Raw genomic sequence first — 17,478 nt, 5'->3', positions numbered from 1 at the left:
GCGCTCACGGACCGCGGCGCCTCCTGCTCTCGGCCCGAGGTGCTCCCGGACGTTACAGATCGGGGCGGCGGATCGAGAGCTCCTTCATGCAGCGCCGTGGGCCTGTATCGGGCGTGGCGCCTCGAGAGAGGATCGCTCCGCTCGCTCATACCGCCGTACGGCGCCGCGCGATCGCCTGATAGCCGGCGGTCAGCAGGATGGCGCCGATGAGCGACATGAAGAAGCCGGCCGGCTCACCCTCACGGTACATGAACAACATGCGGCCGAGCAGCCCGCCGATGAAGGCGCCGACAACGCCGATGATCATCGAGACGACCCACCCGCCCGGCTCACGTCCAGGGACGATGAGGCGCGCCAGAGCACCGACGACGAGGCCAAACAGGAGAAAGAGAATGAACGACATGGTGAACCTCCCAGAAAGGAGCGAAGCGCTCCTCGTTGCTATGCAGGCTGTTCAGCAAACGCCGCGCCATGCCCTGGAGTCCCGGCTCTCCACAGACGCCCAGCCGAGCTGAACGCCGCGGACAGAGCGCTCGCATCGCCGCATTCACCGCGAAATCCGACCGCAGCGCGGTGCGCCCCCGGGAGAGCGGAAGCCGTCCGGTCGGACCGTGGGATTGCTTGCTTGGCCGCCGCGTGGCGTATTGCCTCAGGCGAGCCGAGAGACAGAGCGCGGGCGAGGTAGCCTGCCCCAATCGCCCTTCCGCGTCCTCGAAAACCCCTTTTCCGATGGCATGGCGCACCGGTTGCTAGATCCGGAGGTTGCCAATGCGAGGTCAACCGCGGCGGCGCGCCGCAGAGAGGCGCTGCGGCGGCCACGCCACGAGGAGGATGCAATGAGCAACACAAGCGATCGCAATGAAGGGGCCGCCGAAGAGCTGGGCGGCAAGATCAAGAAGGGCATCGGCCAGCTGCTCGGCGACGAGCAGATGGAAGCGGAGGGCCGCGCCAAGGAGCTCCGGGGAAAGGTACAGAAGGAGGACGCCAAGGCGGAGGAGCGCGCGAAGGGCGCGGTCGAGGAGGCCGCCGGCGCGATCAAGAACCGAGTCGGCAAGCTGGTCGACGACGAGCAGATGGCCGCCGAAGGGAAGGCCAACGAGCTCAAGGGAGAGGACCGGCAGAAGGCCAATCAGTGACCAGCGAGAGGGCGCGCCCTGGCGCCGCCCGCCGGAGGTCAGGCGGGCCGCCTCCGGCGCCGCCCTGGCCGCTCACCACGCACCAGCCGCGCGCGCGGCCGTCTCCGGCGCTGGCCCGCGGGCCCGGTCGTCACGCCTCCGTCGCCGAGACGCCGTGCCGCTGGAGGAGCTCGCGCAGGTGGCTGCGGTCCATCCGCGCAGCGCGGGCCGCGCGCGAGAGGTTGCCGCCGTTCGCGCGCACGAGCGCCGTGAGGAACGTGCGCTCCCAGCGCGCCACGGCGCGCTCCTTCGCCTCGCGGAACGACAGGCTGAGCTCGTCGTCCCGGGGCGCCGGGAGCGCCGGAGCGCCGCTGTCCGCCCCCTCGGAGCCCATCACGGCCTCGCGGAACAGCGCGGGATCGATCATCAGCACCGCGCGCTCCACCGCGCCGCGGAGCTCGCGGACGTTGCCCGGCCAGTCCTGCCGCATGAAGGCCTCGAGCAGCTCGCCCGGGGGGCCCTGGTCCTGCCCCTGCGCGAGCTGCCGGTAGAAATGGGCGGTGAGCAGCGCGATGTCGTCGGGGCGCTCGCGCAGCGCGGGGACGCGGAGGCGGACGATGTTGAGCCGGTAGTAGAGATCCGACCGGAAGTTTCCGCGGTTCACCTCCTGGCGGAGATCGCGGTTGGTCGTCGCGATGACCCGGATATCGAGCTTGGTCGGCTCGATCGTGCCGATGCGCCGGATCTGCCGCTCCTCGAGCACGCGCAGGAGCTTCGGCTGCATGTCGAGCGGGAGCTCGCCCATCTCGTCGAGCAGCACGGTGCCGCCCCGCGCCGCCTCGAAGGCGCCCGCGCGCGCCGCCTGCGCGCCCGTGAACGCCCCCTTCGCGTGCCCGAAGAGCTCGGCCTCGATGAGCGTCGGCGGGATGGATCCGCAGTCGATCACGACGAACGGCCCCCCCGCGCGCGGGCTGCTCTCGTGGATCGCCTCGGCGAGCAGGCCCTTGCCCGTGCCCGTCTCGCCCTCGATCAGCACCGTCGAGTCCGACGCGGCGATCCGCGGCAGCGCCCCGAAGATGCGGCGCATCGCGGCGCTCTGCCCGAGCACCCGGCCGTACCGCTCCTCGTCGCCGAGCGGCTCGCGGATCTCCTCGGCCAGCGGCTCGAAGCGGAGCGTGGACTGCCCGACCCCGAGCAAGGCGCCCGGCAGGAGATAGGCCGCCTCGACGCGGAAGCCGGAGAGGGTCGTGCCGTTCTTGCTGCCGAGATCGCGGAGAAAGAACCCCCGCGGGGTGACCGAGATCACGCAATGGTGCCGCGACACCGCCCGGTCGGTGAGGATGAGCTGGTTGCCGGGCGCCGTGCCGATCACGAACTCCGTCGCGTCCGACGTCTGGGACGCCCCGGCGTCCGGGCCGGCGGTCACCTGCACGCGGAAGCGGCTGAACGCGATCTCCTTGGAGCGGACCTTGAGGAGCGCCGTCTCGGCGCTCGGGTGGATCTTCGGCTCGGACGCCATTTCGCCAGTCTACCACAGGGAGCGCGGCGCGAGATCGCCCGCCGGTCCGCTCGCCCCTGCGCGCGCAGCGGCGCCGCGTGGCGTCGACGTCAGCGCGTCAGCGCGTCAGCGCCGCGCCCCGGCGGCTCGCGCCGGAGATCTCTGGCTCGCCACCGTCAGGGCCTTTGAACCCGTAACGATGACGTGCCGGATAGGGGCGAGTTGGCCCCCATCGTAAACACAATTTCCTTTGTCGTTCCTCCCGGAAGAATAGGAAGGATGACCGGCGGCCGGGCCCGGCAGCCACGGCCGTCACGGCTGGCGCGCTCTCGCCAGCGCCTCGGCGAGCCTGCCTCTCGCGTGCTCCCCTTGTCGCTGCGGCGCGCGGCGGCTAAGAGGTCTCCCCATGATGCGAGGCGCGCGCAGCGATATCACGAAGGCCGTCGGCGACACGCCGATCGTCAAGCTGAACCGGGTCGCGGAGGGGCTCGAGAGCGACATCTATGTGAAGTGCGAGTACCTGAACCCGGGCGGCAGCCACAAGGATCGGGTCGCGCTGAACATGATCCGCGACGCCGAGGCGAACGGGCTCAAGCCCGGCGGGACGATCGTCGAGGCGACCAGCGGCAACACGGGCGCCGCGCTCGCCATGGTCGCGGCCATCCGGGGATACAAGTGCGTCTTCGTCATGCCGGACAAGATGTCGCAGGAGAAGATCGCGACGCTGCGCGCCTATGGCGCCCGCGTCGTGGTCTGTCCCACCGCCGTCGAGCCCGACGACCCGCGCAGCTACTACCAGGTGGCCAAGCGCATCGCCGACGAGACGCCGAACTGCTTCTACGCGAACCAGTACCACAACCCGTCGAACCCCGAGGCCCACGTCCGGTCCACCGGCCCCGAGATCTGGGCGCAGTGCGGCGACGAGCTCGACGTCTTCGTCGCCGGCATGGGGACAGGGGGCACCCTGAGCGGCATTGGCAAGTTCCTCAAGGAGAGGAAGCCGGAGATCAAGATGGTCGGCGTCGACCCGGTCGGCTCGCTCTATTACGATTACGTGAAGACCCAGCGGATCACGAAGCCGTTTGCCTACAAGGTCGAGGGGATCGGAGAGGATTTCTTCCCGAGCACGATGAACCTCAAGATCATCGACGAGATCATCCGGGTCGACGACAAGGAGTGCTTCCTCATGACGCGGGACCTCGTGCGGCTCGAGGGCCTCTTCGTGGGCGGCTCCGGGGGCGCGGCGGTGGCCGGCGCGATCAAGTATGCGCGGCAGAGCGGGAAGAAGGAGAACATCCTCGTCCTCTTGCCCGACGGCGCGTCCAAGTACATCTCGAAGATCTTCAATGACGACTGGATGCGAGAGAACGGCTTCCTCGAGGAGGACAAGGGCCTCGGGACGGTGCGCGACCTGCTCGCCGTCAAGCCCAGCGGGGCGGTGGTCACCGCCGACGCGAACGCCCGGGTCCGCGAGGTCATCGACATGATGAAATCGCACGGGATAAGCCAGCTCCCGGTGACCCAGGACGGCAAGCTGAGCGGGATGGTCCACGAGATCGACCTGCTCCGGCACCTCGTGACGGGGAGCGGCACGCTCGACTCGAGCATCGGCGGGCTCGTCGAGAGCGACTATGCGACCGTGACGCCCGCGACGAAGGTCGAGCTCCTGAAGGGCGTCCTGAGCGACGCGAAGATCGCGCTCGTCGTCGACAAGGAGACGGTGCTCGGCGTCGTGTCCAAGATCGACCTCATCGACTATCTTGCCCGCAAGGCGACGCCGGCCATCGGCTGAGCGCCCGGGCTCCGGCTGGAAAGGGACGATTGCGGTGACCTACGATCTCGACACGGTGCGGCGCGCGCTGCACGACCATATCGCGAAGGAGATCCTGCTGCGCAAGGCGCCGCTCGCCCTGGACGAGGATCTCTTTGCGGGCGGGTCCGGCTTCGACTCGATGTCGCTGACGCGGGTGCTCGTGTTCATCGAGCAGCGCTTCGGCGTGAAGATCCCGGACGAGGAGGTGGACCTCGACGCGGTGTCGACCGTGGACAGCATGGCGCGCTTCGTCGCCGGCCGCATCGCGGCCGCGCAGGGCTAGCGGGGAGCCGGTGGCCGGCACGTTCCGCCTGCGCGCCCGGGACCTGGCCGCGCGCGGCGACGCCGTCGCGCTCGCGTCGCGCGGCGCCGCGGTGACCTACGCCGAGCTCGCGGCGCGCGCGGCCGCCGTGGGCGCGGCGCTCGCCGGGGCGGGCGTGCGCCCGGGCGACCGGGTGGCGCTGCTCTCGCTGGGCCGGGCGCACGACGAGCCGGTGGCGCTCGCCGGGGTGCTCACGGCCGGCGCCGTGGCGGTCCCGCTCGACGCGGCCGCGCCGCCGGCGCGGCTCGGGCGGATCGCGCGGGCCCGGGGGTGCCGGGCGCTCGTGCTCGACGCCGCAGCCGCGGGCCTCGCGGACGGCATCGACGCCGAGCTCGGCGGCCTGCCGCGCGTCGAGCTCGACGCCGAGGGGCGCACGCTGCGCGGGGCGGCGCGCGCCGACGCGGGCGGCGACGACGGGGCGAGCGGCGACGGCGGCGCTTGCGACGACCGCGCGCACGACGTCGCGTGCATCCTGCACACCTCGGGCAGCACGGGCGAGCCGAAGCCGGTCCCCATCACGTGGGCGGGGCTCGACGCGTTCACGGCCTTCTGCATCGAGCTCGTCGGGCTCACGCCGGCGGATCGGGTCCTCCGCGTGGCCGAGCTCGTCTTCGATCTCGCCTGGTTCGACCACCTCGCGACGTTCCGCGCGGGCGCGACGCTCGCGACGATGGCGCGGCGCGACCTCGCCTCGGGCCGCGCGCTCCGCGACGCGGTGAGCGCGCTCGCGCCGACGGTCATCTACGGCGTGCCGTCGATGTTCATGAAGCTCGTCGCGGCGCTCCCCGCGGCGGACGCGGGCGCGCCGGTTTTCGCGCTCTCGCCCGTGCGCGCCATCCTCTTCGCCGGCGAGGTCTTCCCGCCGCGCGAGCTCGCGGCCCTGGCGGCGCGGGCGCCCGGCGCGGCGCTCTACAACCTCTACGGCCCGACCGAGACGAACGTCTGCACGTTCCACCGGGTCGACCGCGCGGCGCTCGACGGGGCGAGCGAGGTCCCGATCGGCGTCGCGTGCCCCTACGCCGACTGCGCGCTGCGCGCGCTGGACGCGGGCGGCGAGGGCGGCCAGGTCATCGAGGGCCCCGGGACGGGCGAGCTCGTGGTCTCGGGGCCGACGACCGTGGACGGCGGCCCGTACCGGACCCGCGACCGGGTGGAGCGGAAGGCCGACGGGCTCTTCTACTTTCGGGGCCGCATCGACCGGATGGTGAAGATCCGGGGGTATCGGGTCGAGCCGGGCGAGGTCGAGGCCGCGCTGGCGTCGCACCCCGCCGTGCGCCAGGCCGCGGTGATCGCCGTGGAGGACGCGCGCCTCGGCAAGGCGCTGCGCGGCTTCGTCGCCCTCGCAGGGGACGCGGACGATCGCTCGCTCAGGCTGTACCTGGCGGAGCGGCTGCCCCCGTACATGGTCCCGGACACGATCGTCGCGATGGACGAGCTACCGCGGACCTCGACGGGGAAGATCGATTATCGCGCGCTCCCCGGGTGAGCGCGCGTCGCGAGCCGGCGCCGCGGCTTCGTGGATTGCGGCGGTGACAGGCGCGCCCGTCACCGCCGCGCGCCGCATCAATGCATCAATGCCCGATCTTGGCGCCCGCGCTCGCGCGGGCCGACGCCGACGCCTTGAAGGTCGGCTTGGGGATCGAGATCTTCGGCGCCTTGATCTGCACGTTCACGCTCGGCGGCGTCACGCGGACGCTCGGCGCCTTGACGTTCACGTTGGCCTTCGCGTTGGCCCTCGCAGCGGCGCCCGCCCCCGCGTGGACGTGGACCTTCGGGTCGATGTCGGCCTTCGCCTTCAGGTCGGCTTTCGCGAGCGCGTGCACGTGCGCGTCCCAATCGGTCTTCACGCGCACCTTCACGCGCGGGGCGCGCGCGTGAACGGCGAACGCCGCCCCGGCCCGGTAGCCGCACAGGGCCACCGCCGAGCGACCCGCGTTCCGCACCGCGATGGTCAGCTTCAGCGGATCGGCGGCGAGCGCGAGCTTGCCGGTCAGGTACGCCCCCGCCGCCACCCCCGCCGCCGCGGTCGCGTCCACGTCCGCGGTCGCGACCGCCGGAGCGAGGACGACCACCTGCGGCGCCTCGGCCACCACGCCGAGCGTGATCTTGCGCTCGCCGATGTCGATGGGCTTCAGATCGGCGTCGAGCACATAGACGCGGACCTCGCCGGTCACCTCGTCGACCAGGAGCTCGAGGCGGTCGTCGCCCACGATCTCGATGCGCCCGCCGTGGGGGCCGAGCTTGCCCTCGGGCAGCCCGAGCTCGGCCGACGCCTTGGCGTTGGCGAAGAGCTCGGCGGTGCCGCCGGCGGGCACGTGCAGCGTCCCGTTCCACGGCTTGCCGGCGACGCTGAGCGTGTAGCCGATCTCGGTGAGATCCGCCTCGAGCTTGGGGCCGGCGGCGACCAGGAGGCCGGTCTTCGCGTCGAGCGTGAGCGGCACGGTCTTCTCCCCGGAAGCGTCCTTCCACACCAGCGTGCCGCTGACGTCCTCTCGGATCGGCTTGCCGTCCGGACCCGTGACCGCGGCCTTGACGTTCCCGTCGGCAGCGACGTTGAAGGCGGCCTTGCCGCTCTCGTGCTCCTCGACGTAGGCGCCTTCGCCGATCGCCGACTCGGCGGTGGCGGTCACCTCGACCGTCGCGTTCGCCTCGGCCGGCTGCTCGCCCTTGCCGCAAGCAGCCGCGGCGGCGATCAGCAGCAGGGCGAGCACTCCGGAAACCTTGGTGATCTTCATGAAATCCTCCTCTGTGCCAGCGAACCCTCGGCGCGAGCCGCGACTTCGCTTGAGCCGAGACGCCGAGGGTTGAACCTCCCCGGGCGCGCCGGCTGCGGAGCCCATCATACGCCGAGATGCCCTGAAAGGCGCGGACGAGCACGAATATCGGTAGGAATCAAAAGATCCAGGGAAACAGAGGTAGGACAATGGCACTCACGGCCGCCAAGCGGCCGTGTCGTGCCTACCGGCGATTCGTTCAGGCAGCGAGCCGTGCGTCCACGTTGAGCGCGATGATCGATGATCGATCGCCGATGATCGGTGGCCGCCCGCGCCCCGGCGCCGTGTTCAGGGGCTCTCGGCGCCCTGATCTCCGCCCACGTCCAGGATCTGCGGGCACTTGCGCGCCACCGCATCACACTCCGGAGGAGCCGTCTCGAGCGAGCTCAGCTCCGAGTCGCACGTGAGCGCCCGGACCCGCTGCGTCTGGGCGAGCAAGCAGACCTCGTACTCGGCCACCGTGGCGGAGCAGCCGGCGCGGTGCTCGGTCGGAGGCATGCAATCCGCCGCGTGGTCGTCCAGATCCGCGGCCGCCTCGTCGGCCGTGGAGAGGCACTCGTCCTTCACCGTGCCGCACGGCTGCCCGACGGCGGGAGACGCGACGAGGCCGAGGTACTCACAGGCATCTTCCTTGGAGAGCTTCACCCTCGCCGCGAGCGAATCGCAGGCGGACTGGACGTCATCGGCCGTCAGATCCCTGAGCTGCTTGGAGCTCACGGCGCTGTCCGTCGGGGCGGAATCTGCACCTTCGCCGCCGCACGCAGCGAGGAACAGGACGGTCAACAAGGCCCCGAGATGAGTCGAATGCTTCATTCGTTGGTTCCCTTTCTAAGTGCGGCCGCCAGCGCGGGCCGTGAGCGCACCGGGAGCAAACCGTGTACCGCGAGCTCAGCTGTGCACGATGGGATCGCACGGCACGATAGAAGCTCGATGAAACGGGACAACGACATCGGAGATGTCGAATCCACCAAGCGGGGAAAGCAGGCGATCCCCGGCGGTCCGCTCGCCGCGACAGACCGAGACATCCCCGCCCGAGCGCCGCGCCGCGGGGCTCGCCTCGACATCGCGCCTCGACATGCGGCGACGACCGCGGCGGCAGAGCGCGCCTCCGCGGAGTCCCGGGTTCACCGTGTCTCGCGCGGCGCTGACGTCCGGAGGGCGGCCGCGCGCCGGCGCTCCCTCCGTGCACGCGCGGCGCGACGGCGGCGCGAGACGCGCCGCGCCTCCGCCCCGGCGCGAGCCTCGATAGCCACGCTCCGCCGCCTCATGTGTAGTCGCCTGTCGGTGCGGCAGCCCCGCCGCGCGGCGTTCGTGCGAGGAGCTGGCCTCCACACAGACCTGTTGTACGGTCGGCCGCGCCGTGACATCATCGCGCGCCGTCGGGTGGATGTACTCAGCTCCAGCGTGGATGTCGGGAAGCCGCTTTTGACCTACCACCTGGGGCGAATCCAGGCCCGGGCCAAGGGTGCGCCGGTCCCTCGATGATCACGACGCCGAGCTCGGGGCAGGCCAGGCACCCTCCGGATGTCCCGGTGTCCATCGGGCCGTGGCGGGTGCTCGCGCCGCTCGGCCGCGGTGGGATGGGGGTCGTCTACCGCGCTCAGCACAGCGTCACGGGCGCGCTCGCGGCGCTGAAGACCGTCTGCGTGGGCGACGAGAGCCTCGTCTCCAGCATCCGCCGCGAGATCCACGCGCTCCGGGGCGTCGAGCACCCGGGCGTCGTGCGGGTGCTCGACGAGGGGGTCCAGGGCGGGCTCCCGTGGTACGCGATGGAGCTCATCGAGGGGCGCACGCTGCGCGATCACAACCAGGAGCGCTGGCGCGCCCGCGGGAGCGTGAGCAGCGAGCCGACCGTGAGCGTCTCCACGGCCATGAACGCGCAGGCCAGCACCGCGACGGCGGAGATCGCGCCCGCCTCGATCATCCCGCGCTCGTACCAGCCGTTCGCGCCGCGCCCGTTCCACCGCGCGGCGGGCGGCGCGCTCCGCCAGGCGCTGACGCTCCTCCGCGCGATCTGCCGGCCGCTCGCGTACGTCCACGGCCGGGGCCTCGTCCACCGCGATCTCAAGCCGGACAACGTGTTCATCCGCCCGGACGGCACGCCGGTGCTCTTCGACTTCGGCCTCGCTTTCCAGTTCGAGGGGCACACCGGGCGCGACGTGCTCCAGGCGGGCGGCAGGCTGATGGGCAGCCCCGACTACATGTCCCCCGAGCAGATCCGCGGCGACCTCGTCGACGCGCGCGCGGACCTCTACGCGCTCGGCTGCATGATCTACGAGGCCGTGACCGGGGCCGTCCCGTTCCTCGGCGACTCGAGCTCCGTCGTGCTGTCCATGCACCTCTACGCCGAGCCGCTCCCGGCCTCCGAGCTCGTCGCCGACGTGCCTCCCGCGCTCGACGCCCTCATCGCGCGGCTCCTGAAGAAGCGCCCCGAGGACCGGCTCGGCTACGCCGACGAGGTCGCGACCGCCCTCGCCGAGCTCGGCGCGGCCGACACGCCGCCGGGCGACTGGAGCGGCGCGGCGCGCGTGCGCGTGCGCGTGCCGAATGCGCAGCCGTACCTGTACCGGCCGCGCCTCGCCGGGCGCGGGGAGGCGCTGCAGCAGATCACCGCGGCGCTCGAGCGCGCCCACGAGCGGCGCCAGGGCAGCCTCGTCGTCGTCGGCGGCGAGAGCGGCGTGGGCAAGACGCGCCTCGCCGTCGAGGCGGCGCACCAGGCGGCGCTCAACCGCATGGCCGTGGTCACGGGCGCGTGCGCGGCCGTGTCCGCCGAGGTCGAGCGCGAGGGCGCGGTCAAGGCCGCGCCGCTGCACCCGTTCCGCCCGCTGCTGCTCGCGGTGGCCGACCGGTGCAACGAGCTCGGCCCCGCGGGCTACGACGCGCTGCTCGGCCCGCGCGGCAGGGTCCTCGCGCCGCACGAGCCGTCGCTCGCCCAGCTCCACGGCCACGACCGCTACCCCGAGCCGCCCGAGCTGCCGCCGGACGCGGCCCGCTACCGGCTGCGGACCGCGCTCGCCGACACGCTCGCCGCCTTCGCCGCGACGCGGCCCGTCCTGCTCGTGCTCGACGACCTCCAGTGGGCCGACGAGAACTCGCGCGCCGTCCTCGAGCACCTCGACGCCGACTACTTCGCGGCCCATCCCGTCGTCCTCCTGTGCGCGTACCGGACCGAGGAGACGTCGCCCGCGCTCTCCTCGCTCCTCGGCGCCCCCTGGGCCTCGCGGCTCGAGCTCGGGCGGCTCGACCGCGGCTCGGTCGGGCGGATGGTGCGCGACATGCTCGCCCTGGACGAGCCGCCGGAGGCGTTCGTGCAGTACCTCTTCGAGCAGTCGGAGGGGAACCCGTTCTTCATCGCCGAGTACCTCCGGGCCGCGATCCAGGAGCGGGTGATCTACCGGGACGAGGCCTACGCGTGGCGGATCCGCGCGGGCGCCGAGGGCGCCGCCGCGGAGCGGCTCGCCCGCGCCGCGCGCGGGAGCCAGCCGCCCGCGCCGCTGCCGCTGCCGGGCTCGCTGCGCGAGCTCGTGGCGCGCCGGCTGTCGGGGCTGAGCCACGAGGCGCTCGCGCTCGCGCGGCTCGCCTCGGTGCTGGGCCGCGAGCTCGAGGAGCGCCTGCTGCTCGGCGCCGCGGGCCTCGCCGAGGTCGACGCCATGGACGCGCTCGCGGAGCTCGCCCGCCGTCACGTGCTCGAGGAGACGGAGCCGGGGCGGCTCGGCTTCGTGCACGACAAGCTGCGGGAGATCGTCTACGCGGGCATCCCCGAGCCGGAGCGGCGGGCCCTGCACGCCGCCGCCGCACGCGCGATCGAGGGGCTCCACCGCGACGCGCCGGGCCTCGCGCTGTCGTACCCGCTCCTCGCCCACCACTATGGAATCGCGGGCGCCGTCCAGGAGACGCTGGAGTACCTCGACAAGGCGGGCGCCCAGGCCCTCGCGACGGGCGCCTCCGGCGACGCGGTGGATTTTTACAAGAGGGCGCTCGACCTCGACGGCGCGCACCCGCCGGAGGAGCGCGCGCCGCCGATCCGGCGCGCGCGCTGGGAGCGGCGGCTCGGCCAGGCCCACTACAACCTCGGCGATCTGCTCGGCGCGGAGCGGCACTGCGCGGCGGCGCTGGAGCTGCTCTCCCGGGACGAGGCCGCGTGGCTCCGCGCGGGGGAGCGCGCGGCGGGCGGCCGCGCGGGCCTCGGGGCGCGGCTGCGCCCGGCGATGGCCTCGCTGAAGCAGCTCGGCCTGCAGCTCGCGCACGTCGCCGGCCTGCCGGCCCCGGTCGCGCGCGACGCGGCCGAGCGCGAGCGCCTCGCCGAGGCGTCGCTCGCGGCGGAGAAGCTGTCGGAGACCTACCTGTTCCGCAACGAGCCGACGCTCGCCTTCCTGGCCGCGCTGGCGGCGACCAACGCCGCGGCGCGGCTCGGCCCGTCGCTCGCGCTCGCGCGCGGGTACGCGACCCTGAGCGTCGCGTTCGGGTACGTCCCGTGGAAGGCCGTCGTCGACGCGTACGCCGCGCGCGCGACGGCGGTCGCCGCGGCGCTCGACGACCCGCAAGGCGTCGCGTTCGTCTCGTGCCTGCGCGGGCTGACGGCGCTCGGCGAGGGCCGGTGCCGCGACGCGCGGGCGCTGCTCACCCAGGCCGAGCGGCTGGCCGAGGCGCTGCACGACCGCCGCCGCAAGGAGGAGTGCATCACGCTGCTCGCCGGCGCGGCGTACTCCGAGGGCCGCTGGAGGGAGGCGCTCGACCTGTACGGCGCGCTGGTGATCGCGTCGCGCGAGAGCGACAACGCGCAGGGCCACATCTGGGCGGAGAGCGGCCGCGCGCAGTGCCGGCTGCTGCTCGGCGACGGCGAGGGCGCGATCGCCATCTTCGACGCGCTTTCGGCCGAGGTGCAGCGGCTCGGCGATCGCACGCAGCAGATCACGCACGGCCAGGTCGCGCTGGGGCACCTGCTCCGCGGCGCGCGGGGCGAGGCGCGCGCGGCCGCCGAGCGGACGCTCCCCATGCTCCGCGAGGGACAGCCGGCGGGCTACCACTGCCTGTACGGGTATGCGGCGACGTGCGAGGTGCTGCTCGCGCTGCTCGAGGACGCCCCTGGCTCGGCGGAGCGGCGCGAGCTCTCCCACCTCGCTGCGGAGGCATGCCGCGCGCTCGGCCGGTACGCGCGCATCTTCCCCCTCGGCCGCTCGACCTCGCTCCGCCTGCGCGGTCTCGCCGCGTGGCTCGCCGGCGGCCACGCCCGCGCGAGGCGGCTCTGGGCCGCGGCGATCGACGACGCCCTGCAGCGCGGCCTGCCCGTCGAGGAGGCGCGCGCCCGCTTCGAGCTCGCGCGGCACCTCCCGCGCCGCGATCCGGAGCGCGAGCGCCAGATCGCGCGCGCCGCCGCGGTCTTCTCCGCGCTCGATCTCCAGCACTGGCGCGACCGGGTGGCCCGGCTGCGCGAGCGCTAGGACCTCGCGTCCCGGACGAAGAGCACAAAAAAGAGCGCCCATTCGACGGCGGGGGGGAAGCCGTCACGGGCGCTCTGCCCCTCGGCTTTAGCATTTGGCAGGACACGGGCCAGGGCCCGACCTTGCTCGATTCATGGAGTCGACCTTAAGGACGTTCCTGACGTCTTTCGAACCTGAGGTTCTCGATCGCAGGAGTGAACACGATGAACGCGCGGGGGCGCGGCTCGATCTCCTCTGTCTGGAGCGGACGCGACCCGGGCGCGCCGGGCGCGGATGACCGCTTTGGATCGTGGTCACAACCACAGTTCGGGGCCGTTCACCGCAGCACGCACGGCGCGATGACAACCGCTGAATCGCCCCTCTCACGAGCGCGTCTAGCATCGCGTCCGATCGCGAGTCGGAGCGTTCCCGCCGCGCCGCTCACCGAGGCAGACCGAGCAGCGGAGAGAGAGAGGTTCGCCCCCCGGCGCTCACCCGCCCTCACGTGGGGCACAGAGGCCATCCGCCAGGAACTCCGGAATAATCCATGTGCCTAGAACACGTGACCTACCGCCGAGACGGAGCGAGAGAGGCCCGAGGCGTCAGGCCATCACTGACGTTATCCGTTGGACAATGTACCGACCCAGGGTATACACCGACGATCATTGACGGCATGTTCCCAACACACCGGCAAAACACACAGGGAATCCATGCATTATCTCCGGCGCCCGTGCCCTGGACGACGAATTTCCGCGTCGACTGAGGGACGATAAGGCCTCATAAAGGAAGGCGAACAGGCGTCACCGCGCATCTCTCGGAGGATCGGAAAGTTCTACACGGTAGAGAGCCACCATCCATCACCGGCGCAGGCGCCCCAAGCAAACAGGGTGAGCCACGTCCATAATCGCCAGTGACCGCGCGCGAAGCCAGGGCGACACACCGGCGACAAGCACGTTCAACGTGCGGCACTCGACATCGTGAAACCTACTCAACACATCTCCTCTCGACCGCCCTACCTGCCCGCTGCCGCACCGGCATCGGAGCGGACTCCCTACCAGCCGATCTCGGCGATCGTCGGCTCATCGCACTATCGCGCCCTGTCGGACGACGCGTTGAAAGACGAGGACAACGCCGCGTGGGTGCTCGGCCTCGCGCCCGACGTGAAGCGGGCGTGGCTCGATCGCATCCGCTGGATCCGGATCGTCGATCGTCTCGCCGAGAACGAGCGCATCGAGCCCCACGCGCGGCGATTCAGCCGCTTCATGGTGGCGTGGAGGCGCGTCCGTTCCTGCGGCTTCGTCGATCCGTGCTGCCCCTTCGCGCGCGAGCTCTCGGCCATCCACGCGCTGTGGCTCCGCCGCCCCGCGCTCGATCGTCCCGACCTGGACGAGATGCAACCGCGCTCGCTCGCCGCCTGGGACGCCTACTTGCTCGCCCTCGCCGACTACCACGCGCCCAGCTTGCTCATCCGCACCCTGAAGGAGCACGACACGATGCTGGTGCGGCTGTCAGGCCATATCTTTCAGCTGGTTCCGTTCCTGACGAAGGAGCACTGGGACGCTGCCGGGGAGTTCGGCCGGCTCGATCAGTTCTTCAACAACCTGAGGGACATGCAGGAGGACGCCGATCGCGGCATCTGCTACCTGCCCGAGGAGGAGCTCGCGCGCCATGGGGTCGCGCGCGCTCAGGTGATCTCCGGACGGTGCGTCGACACGCCCGGATACCAGGCCCTGATGCGGTACTGGCTCGATGAGGTCATGCCAGCGCTCTACGCGCGGGCGGCGCCGTTCATCGAGGCGCGCGGCCTCCACCCCTCGCTCCAGATCATGAGGGAGTGGAGCCTGCGCCGTTATGCCCGCATCACACGGGTGTTCCGCGCGACCGGCTTCGATCACCGCCGGTTCCCCGCGCGGTACTGGGCCGAGGTGCGGCGCGACCTCGCCGAGCGGCGGCAGCTCCTCCGCGCTCACCCGGTGTAACGCCTCACCGTCGAGAGGAGCGCGTCCGGCTCGAACGGCTTGCCGAGCCACGCGTCCGCGCCGACCTCGGCCGCCCGCCGGTGCGCGTCCGCCGCGGCGGTGAGCACGACGATGGGCGCCTGACGCCCGTGGCGGACCTCGAGCTCGCGCGCGAACTCCGGGCCGTTCATCACCGGCATCTTCATGTCGAGCAGGATGAGATCCGGCAGGTCGTGCTCCAGCTTGGCCAGCGCCTCGCGACCGTTGCACGCGATCTTGACCCGGTAGCCGTCCTCCTGGAGCACGAGGGAGACGAGCGCCACGAGATCCGCGTCGTCCTCCACGAGGAGCACCGTCTTTGCGTGTCTGTCGCTCATCGTCGATCGGCCGCGGGGGCCTCGCTGCTGAGTGGAAGGGTGAAATAAAACGTGCTGCCGCTGTCCTCCTCGCTCTCGAACCAGATGCGACCGCCGTGGCGGGTGATCATGTCCTTCGCAAGGAACAGCCCTATTCCCATGCCGCCGTAGTCGTGTCGCGTGTCCGTGTGCGCGCGGAAGAAGCGCTCGAAGATCCGCTCCTGCCTGTGGGCGGGGATGCCGACGCCCTGGTCGCTCACGGACACGACCGCCTCGAAGCGCGGCGCCGCGCCGTGCCGCTGCGAGAAGAGCGCGGCGTCGCAGGAGGACGGCGGCGACGACGCCGGCGCGCGCTCGGCGACGGCGACACGCACGTCGACGTCGCCGCCTTCGGGCGAGTACTTCACCGCGTTGTCGAGGAGGCTCGCGAGCACCTGGCGCAGCCGCTCCGGATCGGCGCGCACGACGGGCGGCCGCTCGGCGTCGAGCGACAGCCGCACCCGGTGGCGGCTCGCCGACTTCGCGACGCGATCGACCGACTCCTGCGCGAGCTCCTTCAGATCGACGTCCTCCTCGGAGACCTGGAGCACGTCGAGCGTGACCTGCGAGATGGCCAGGAGATCGTCGACGATGCGGTTGATCCTGTCCGCGCCGCGGTCGATGGCCTCCAGCATCTTGCGGCGCGGCGCCGGCAGATCGTTCGAGTTGCGCAGGAGCGCGAGCGCGTATCCCTTCATGATCGCGACCGGCGTCTTGAGCTCGTGCGCGCCGACCCGGATGAACTGATCCTTGACGAGATCGAGCTCCATGAGCTCCGTCACGTCGCGGGCGACCGCGACCGCGCCGAGGACCGCCCCGCCCTCGCTGCGGATCGGCGCCGCGCTGGTCCGCAGGAAGACGTCGCGGCCCGCGCGGCCGTCCGCGAGCACCTGCTCTTCCTGCACGATGGTCTCGCCGGCGAGCGCCCGCACCATGGGCAGCTCGTCGCGCGTGAAGGCGCGGCCGTCGCTGTGGCGCATCCGGCCGAGGTCCATCACCTCCTCGACCATCCGGCCGGCCTGCTCCGAGCGGTCCGAGAGGCCGAGCAGCCTGAGCCCCGAGGCGTTGATCATCGTCAGCCGGCCCTGGCGGTCGCACGCGAACACCCCCTCGACGAGGTTGTCCAGCACGGCCCCGAGCTGCGCCGCGCGCTGCGCCGCGTCCTGCAGCAGGCGCTCGCGCTCCGCCAGGTAGCTCCGCGTGCGCCGGGACGACTCCTCCAGGCGATCGACCATCGCGTTGACGCCGCCCGCCAGCGCGCCGATCTCGTCCTTGAAATAGACCGGGATCCGCTCCAGCCGGTCGACCTCGCCGCGCTGGACGATCTTCTGGATGACCGCGGCGACCTGCTGGAGCGGGCCCGCGAGGGCGCCGGCAAGGAAGCCCGCGCAGACGGGCGCCCAGGTGACAGCGACCATCGAGAAGATCGCCAGGGTGAGCTTCAGGCCGGGCTTGGCCGGCCCCGCCGTCTCGCCGAGCACCATGGCCGCCATCCAGCTCGTCGGCGCGATGGCGAGGCAGGCGCCGAGGATCACGAGGCGGACGGCGAGCGAGTAGCCCTTGCCGGGCATGGAGAGGCCGCGCTCGCGCGCGATGAGCGAGATCACGCCGGCGGCGGGGGCGAGCAGGCGGCCGAGGATGCTGTAGGCGAGCGGCAGCGCGGCCGCGAACAGGGCCAGCGCGAACAGGGCCAGCGCGACGCCGCGCTGGACGCCGAGGGGGCTCTGGTCCGGCGCGATGAAGTAGAGCGCCATCGTGACCGGCAGGTACAGGAGCCCCCACGACACGGCCCAGACCGTCGCGAACGCGAGCGGGGTGTCGTAGGCGGCGTTCGCCGCGGCGAGGACGACCTCCTCCGGGGGCGCCGCGCCGCCGCTGCTCGTGTCCTCGACGCCCGCGCCGCTCTGGAGGCGATGGGCCACGGCGTACTGCCGCAGGCGCTCGATCGGGCGCAGCATGTGGACGAGCAACGCGATGAGCCCCCCCGTCTTGACGAGGTACATGAGCCCGATCAGCCCGAGCAGCCGCGCCTGGACCGCCGAGTCCACGACGCCGAGGAGGCGCAGGTGAGCGACCGGGACAAGCAGGCTGTACGGCAGCTCGATGCCGAATGCATAGGCCACGACCCGGGGCGTGAACGACAGAGTCCGCGACCTCCCCGGATTCCAGATTCTAGCCCAGGC

The 17,478-nt window shown here is 72.1% G+C and carries 12 protein-coding genes; 6 read left to right on the top strand and 6 right to left on the bottom strand.

Annotation, left to right across the window (positions count from 1 at the left end; genetic code table 11):
- Nucleotides 1-145 precede the first annotated feature (145 nt).
- On the bottom strand, nucleotides 146-403 hold the full coding sequence (locus WMF44_RS02525; protein WP_437297517.1) for a GlsB/YeaQ/YmgE family stress response membrane protein: 258 nt from the start codon (nucleotides 401-403) through the stop codon (nucleotides 146-148).
- 433 nt (nucleotides 404-836) lie between these two features.
- Here WMF44_RS02525 and WMF44_RS02520 point away from each other — a divergent pair, with 433 nt between their 5' ends.
- Entirely contained in the window at nucleotides 837-1,136 is a 300-nt protein-coding gene (locus tag WMF44_RS02520; RefSeq protein ID WP_437297516.1) for a CsbD family protein, read from the top strand.
- 130 nt (nucleotides 1,137-1,266) lie between these two features.
- On the opposite strand, the gene WMF44_RS02515 is transcribed toward WMF44_RS02520, so the two are convergent.
- Nucleotides 1,267-2,634, bottom strand: a complete 1,368-nt coding sequence (locus tag WMF44_RS02515; protein ID WP_437297515.1) for a sigma 54-interacting transcriptional regulator — start codon at nucleotides 2,632-2,634, stop codon at nucleotides 1,267-1,269.
- A gap of 385 nt (nucleotides 2,635-3,019) precedes the next feature.
- Here WMF44_RS02515 and WMF44_RS02510 point away from each other — a divergent pair, with 385 nt between their 5' ends.
- The 3 genes from WMF44_RS02510 to WMF44_RS02500 are packed head-to-tail and all read left to right on the top strand — an operon-like array spanning nucleotide 3,020 to nucleotide 6,234.
- Entirely contained in the window at nucleotides 3,020-4,405 is a 1,386-nt protein-coding gene (locus tag WMF44_RS02510; RefSeq protein ID WP_437297514.1) for a cystathionine beta-synthase, read from the top strand.
- Nucleotides 4,406-4,439: 34 nt separating this feature from the next.
- Entirely contained in the window at nucleotides 4,440-4,709 is a 270-nt protein-coding gene (locus WMF44_RS02505; protein WP_012233072.1) for an acyl carrier protein, read from the top strand.
- Between the two features lie 10 nt (nucleotides 4,710-4,719).
- Nucleotides 4,720-6,234, top strand: coding sequence for an AMP-binding protein (locus tag WMF44_RS02500; protein ID WP_437297513.1), 1,515 nt, complete (start codon nucleotides 4,720-4,722; stop codon nucleotides 6,232-6,234).
- Between the two features lie 85 nt (nucleotides 6,235-6,319).
- Here WMF44_RS02500 and WMF44_RS02495 read toward each other — a convergent pair whose 3' ends face one another.
- Nucleotides 6,320-7,483, bottom strand: a complete 1,164-nt coding sequence (locus tag WMF44_RS02495; RefSeq protein WP_437297512.1) for a hypothetical protein — start codon at nucleotides 7,481-7,483, stop codon at nucleotides 6,320-6,322.
- A 327-nt stretch (nucleotides 7,484-7,810) separates the two neighbouring features.
- Complete coding sequence (locus WMF44_RS02490; RefSeq protein ID WP_437297511.1) at nucleotides 7,811-8,335, bottom strand: hypothetical protein; 525 nt, start codon at nucleotides 8,333-8,335, stop codon at nucleotides 7,811-7,813.
- A gap of 668 nt (nucleotides 8,336-9,003) precedes the next feature.
- On the opposite strand from WMF44_RS02490, the gene WMF44_RS02485 reads away from it, so the two are divergent.
- A complete protein-coding gene (locus tag WMF44_RS02485; protein WP_437297510.1) occupies nucleotides 9,004-12,963 on the top strand; it encodes a serine/threonine-protein kinase in 3,960 nt (1,319 codons plus the stop codon).
- Nucleotides 12,964-13,919: 956 nt separating this feature from the next.
- Nucleotides 13,920-14,921, top strand: coding sequence for a squalene/phytoene synthase family protein (locus tag WMF44_RS02480; RefSeq protein WP_012233065.1), 1,002 nt, complete (start codon nucleotides 13,920-13,922; stop codon nucleotides 14,919-14,921).
- Here the strand turns inward: WMF44_RS02480 and WMF44_RS02475 are convergent.
- Together WMF44_RS02475 and WMF44_RS02470 are read right to left on the bottom strand one after the other, a co-directional pair.
- Nucleotides 14,909-15,277 carry a response regulator gene (locus WMF44_RS02475; protein WP_012233064.1) on the bottom strand — a complete coding sequence of 123 codons (369 nt, stop codon included), beginning with the start codon at nucleotides 15,275-15,277 and terminating at the stop codon, nucleotides 14,909-14,911. The two genes, WMF44_RS02480 and WMF44_RS02475, sit on opposite strands and share 13 nt — an antisense overlap.
- The gene (locus tag WMF44_RS02470; protein ID WP_437297509.1) at nucleotides 15,274-17,418 is read right to left on the bottom strand and encodes a HAMP domain-containing sensor histidine kinase; all 2,145 of its coding nucleotides are present in this window, start codon (nucleotides 17,416-17,418) and stop codon (nucleotides 15,274-15,276) included. Before WMF44_RS02470 ends, WMF44_RS02475 begins: the two co-directional genes overlap by 4 nt.
- Nucleotides 17,419-17,478 lie beyond the last annotated feature (60 nt).

This window comes from Sorangium sp. So ce426, from assembly GCF_051475585.1.
GTDB classification, from domain to species: Bacteria; Myxococcota_A; Polyangia; order Polyangiales; family Polyangiaceae; genus Sorangium; species Sorangium cellulosum_B.
Note: the sequence above shows the minus strand (reverse complement) of the source record. Positions and strands in the feature narration are given on the sequence as shown.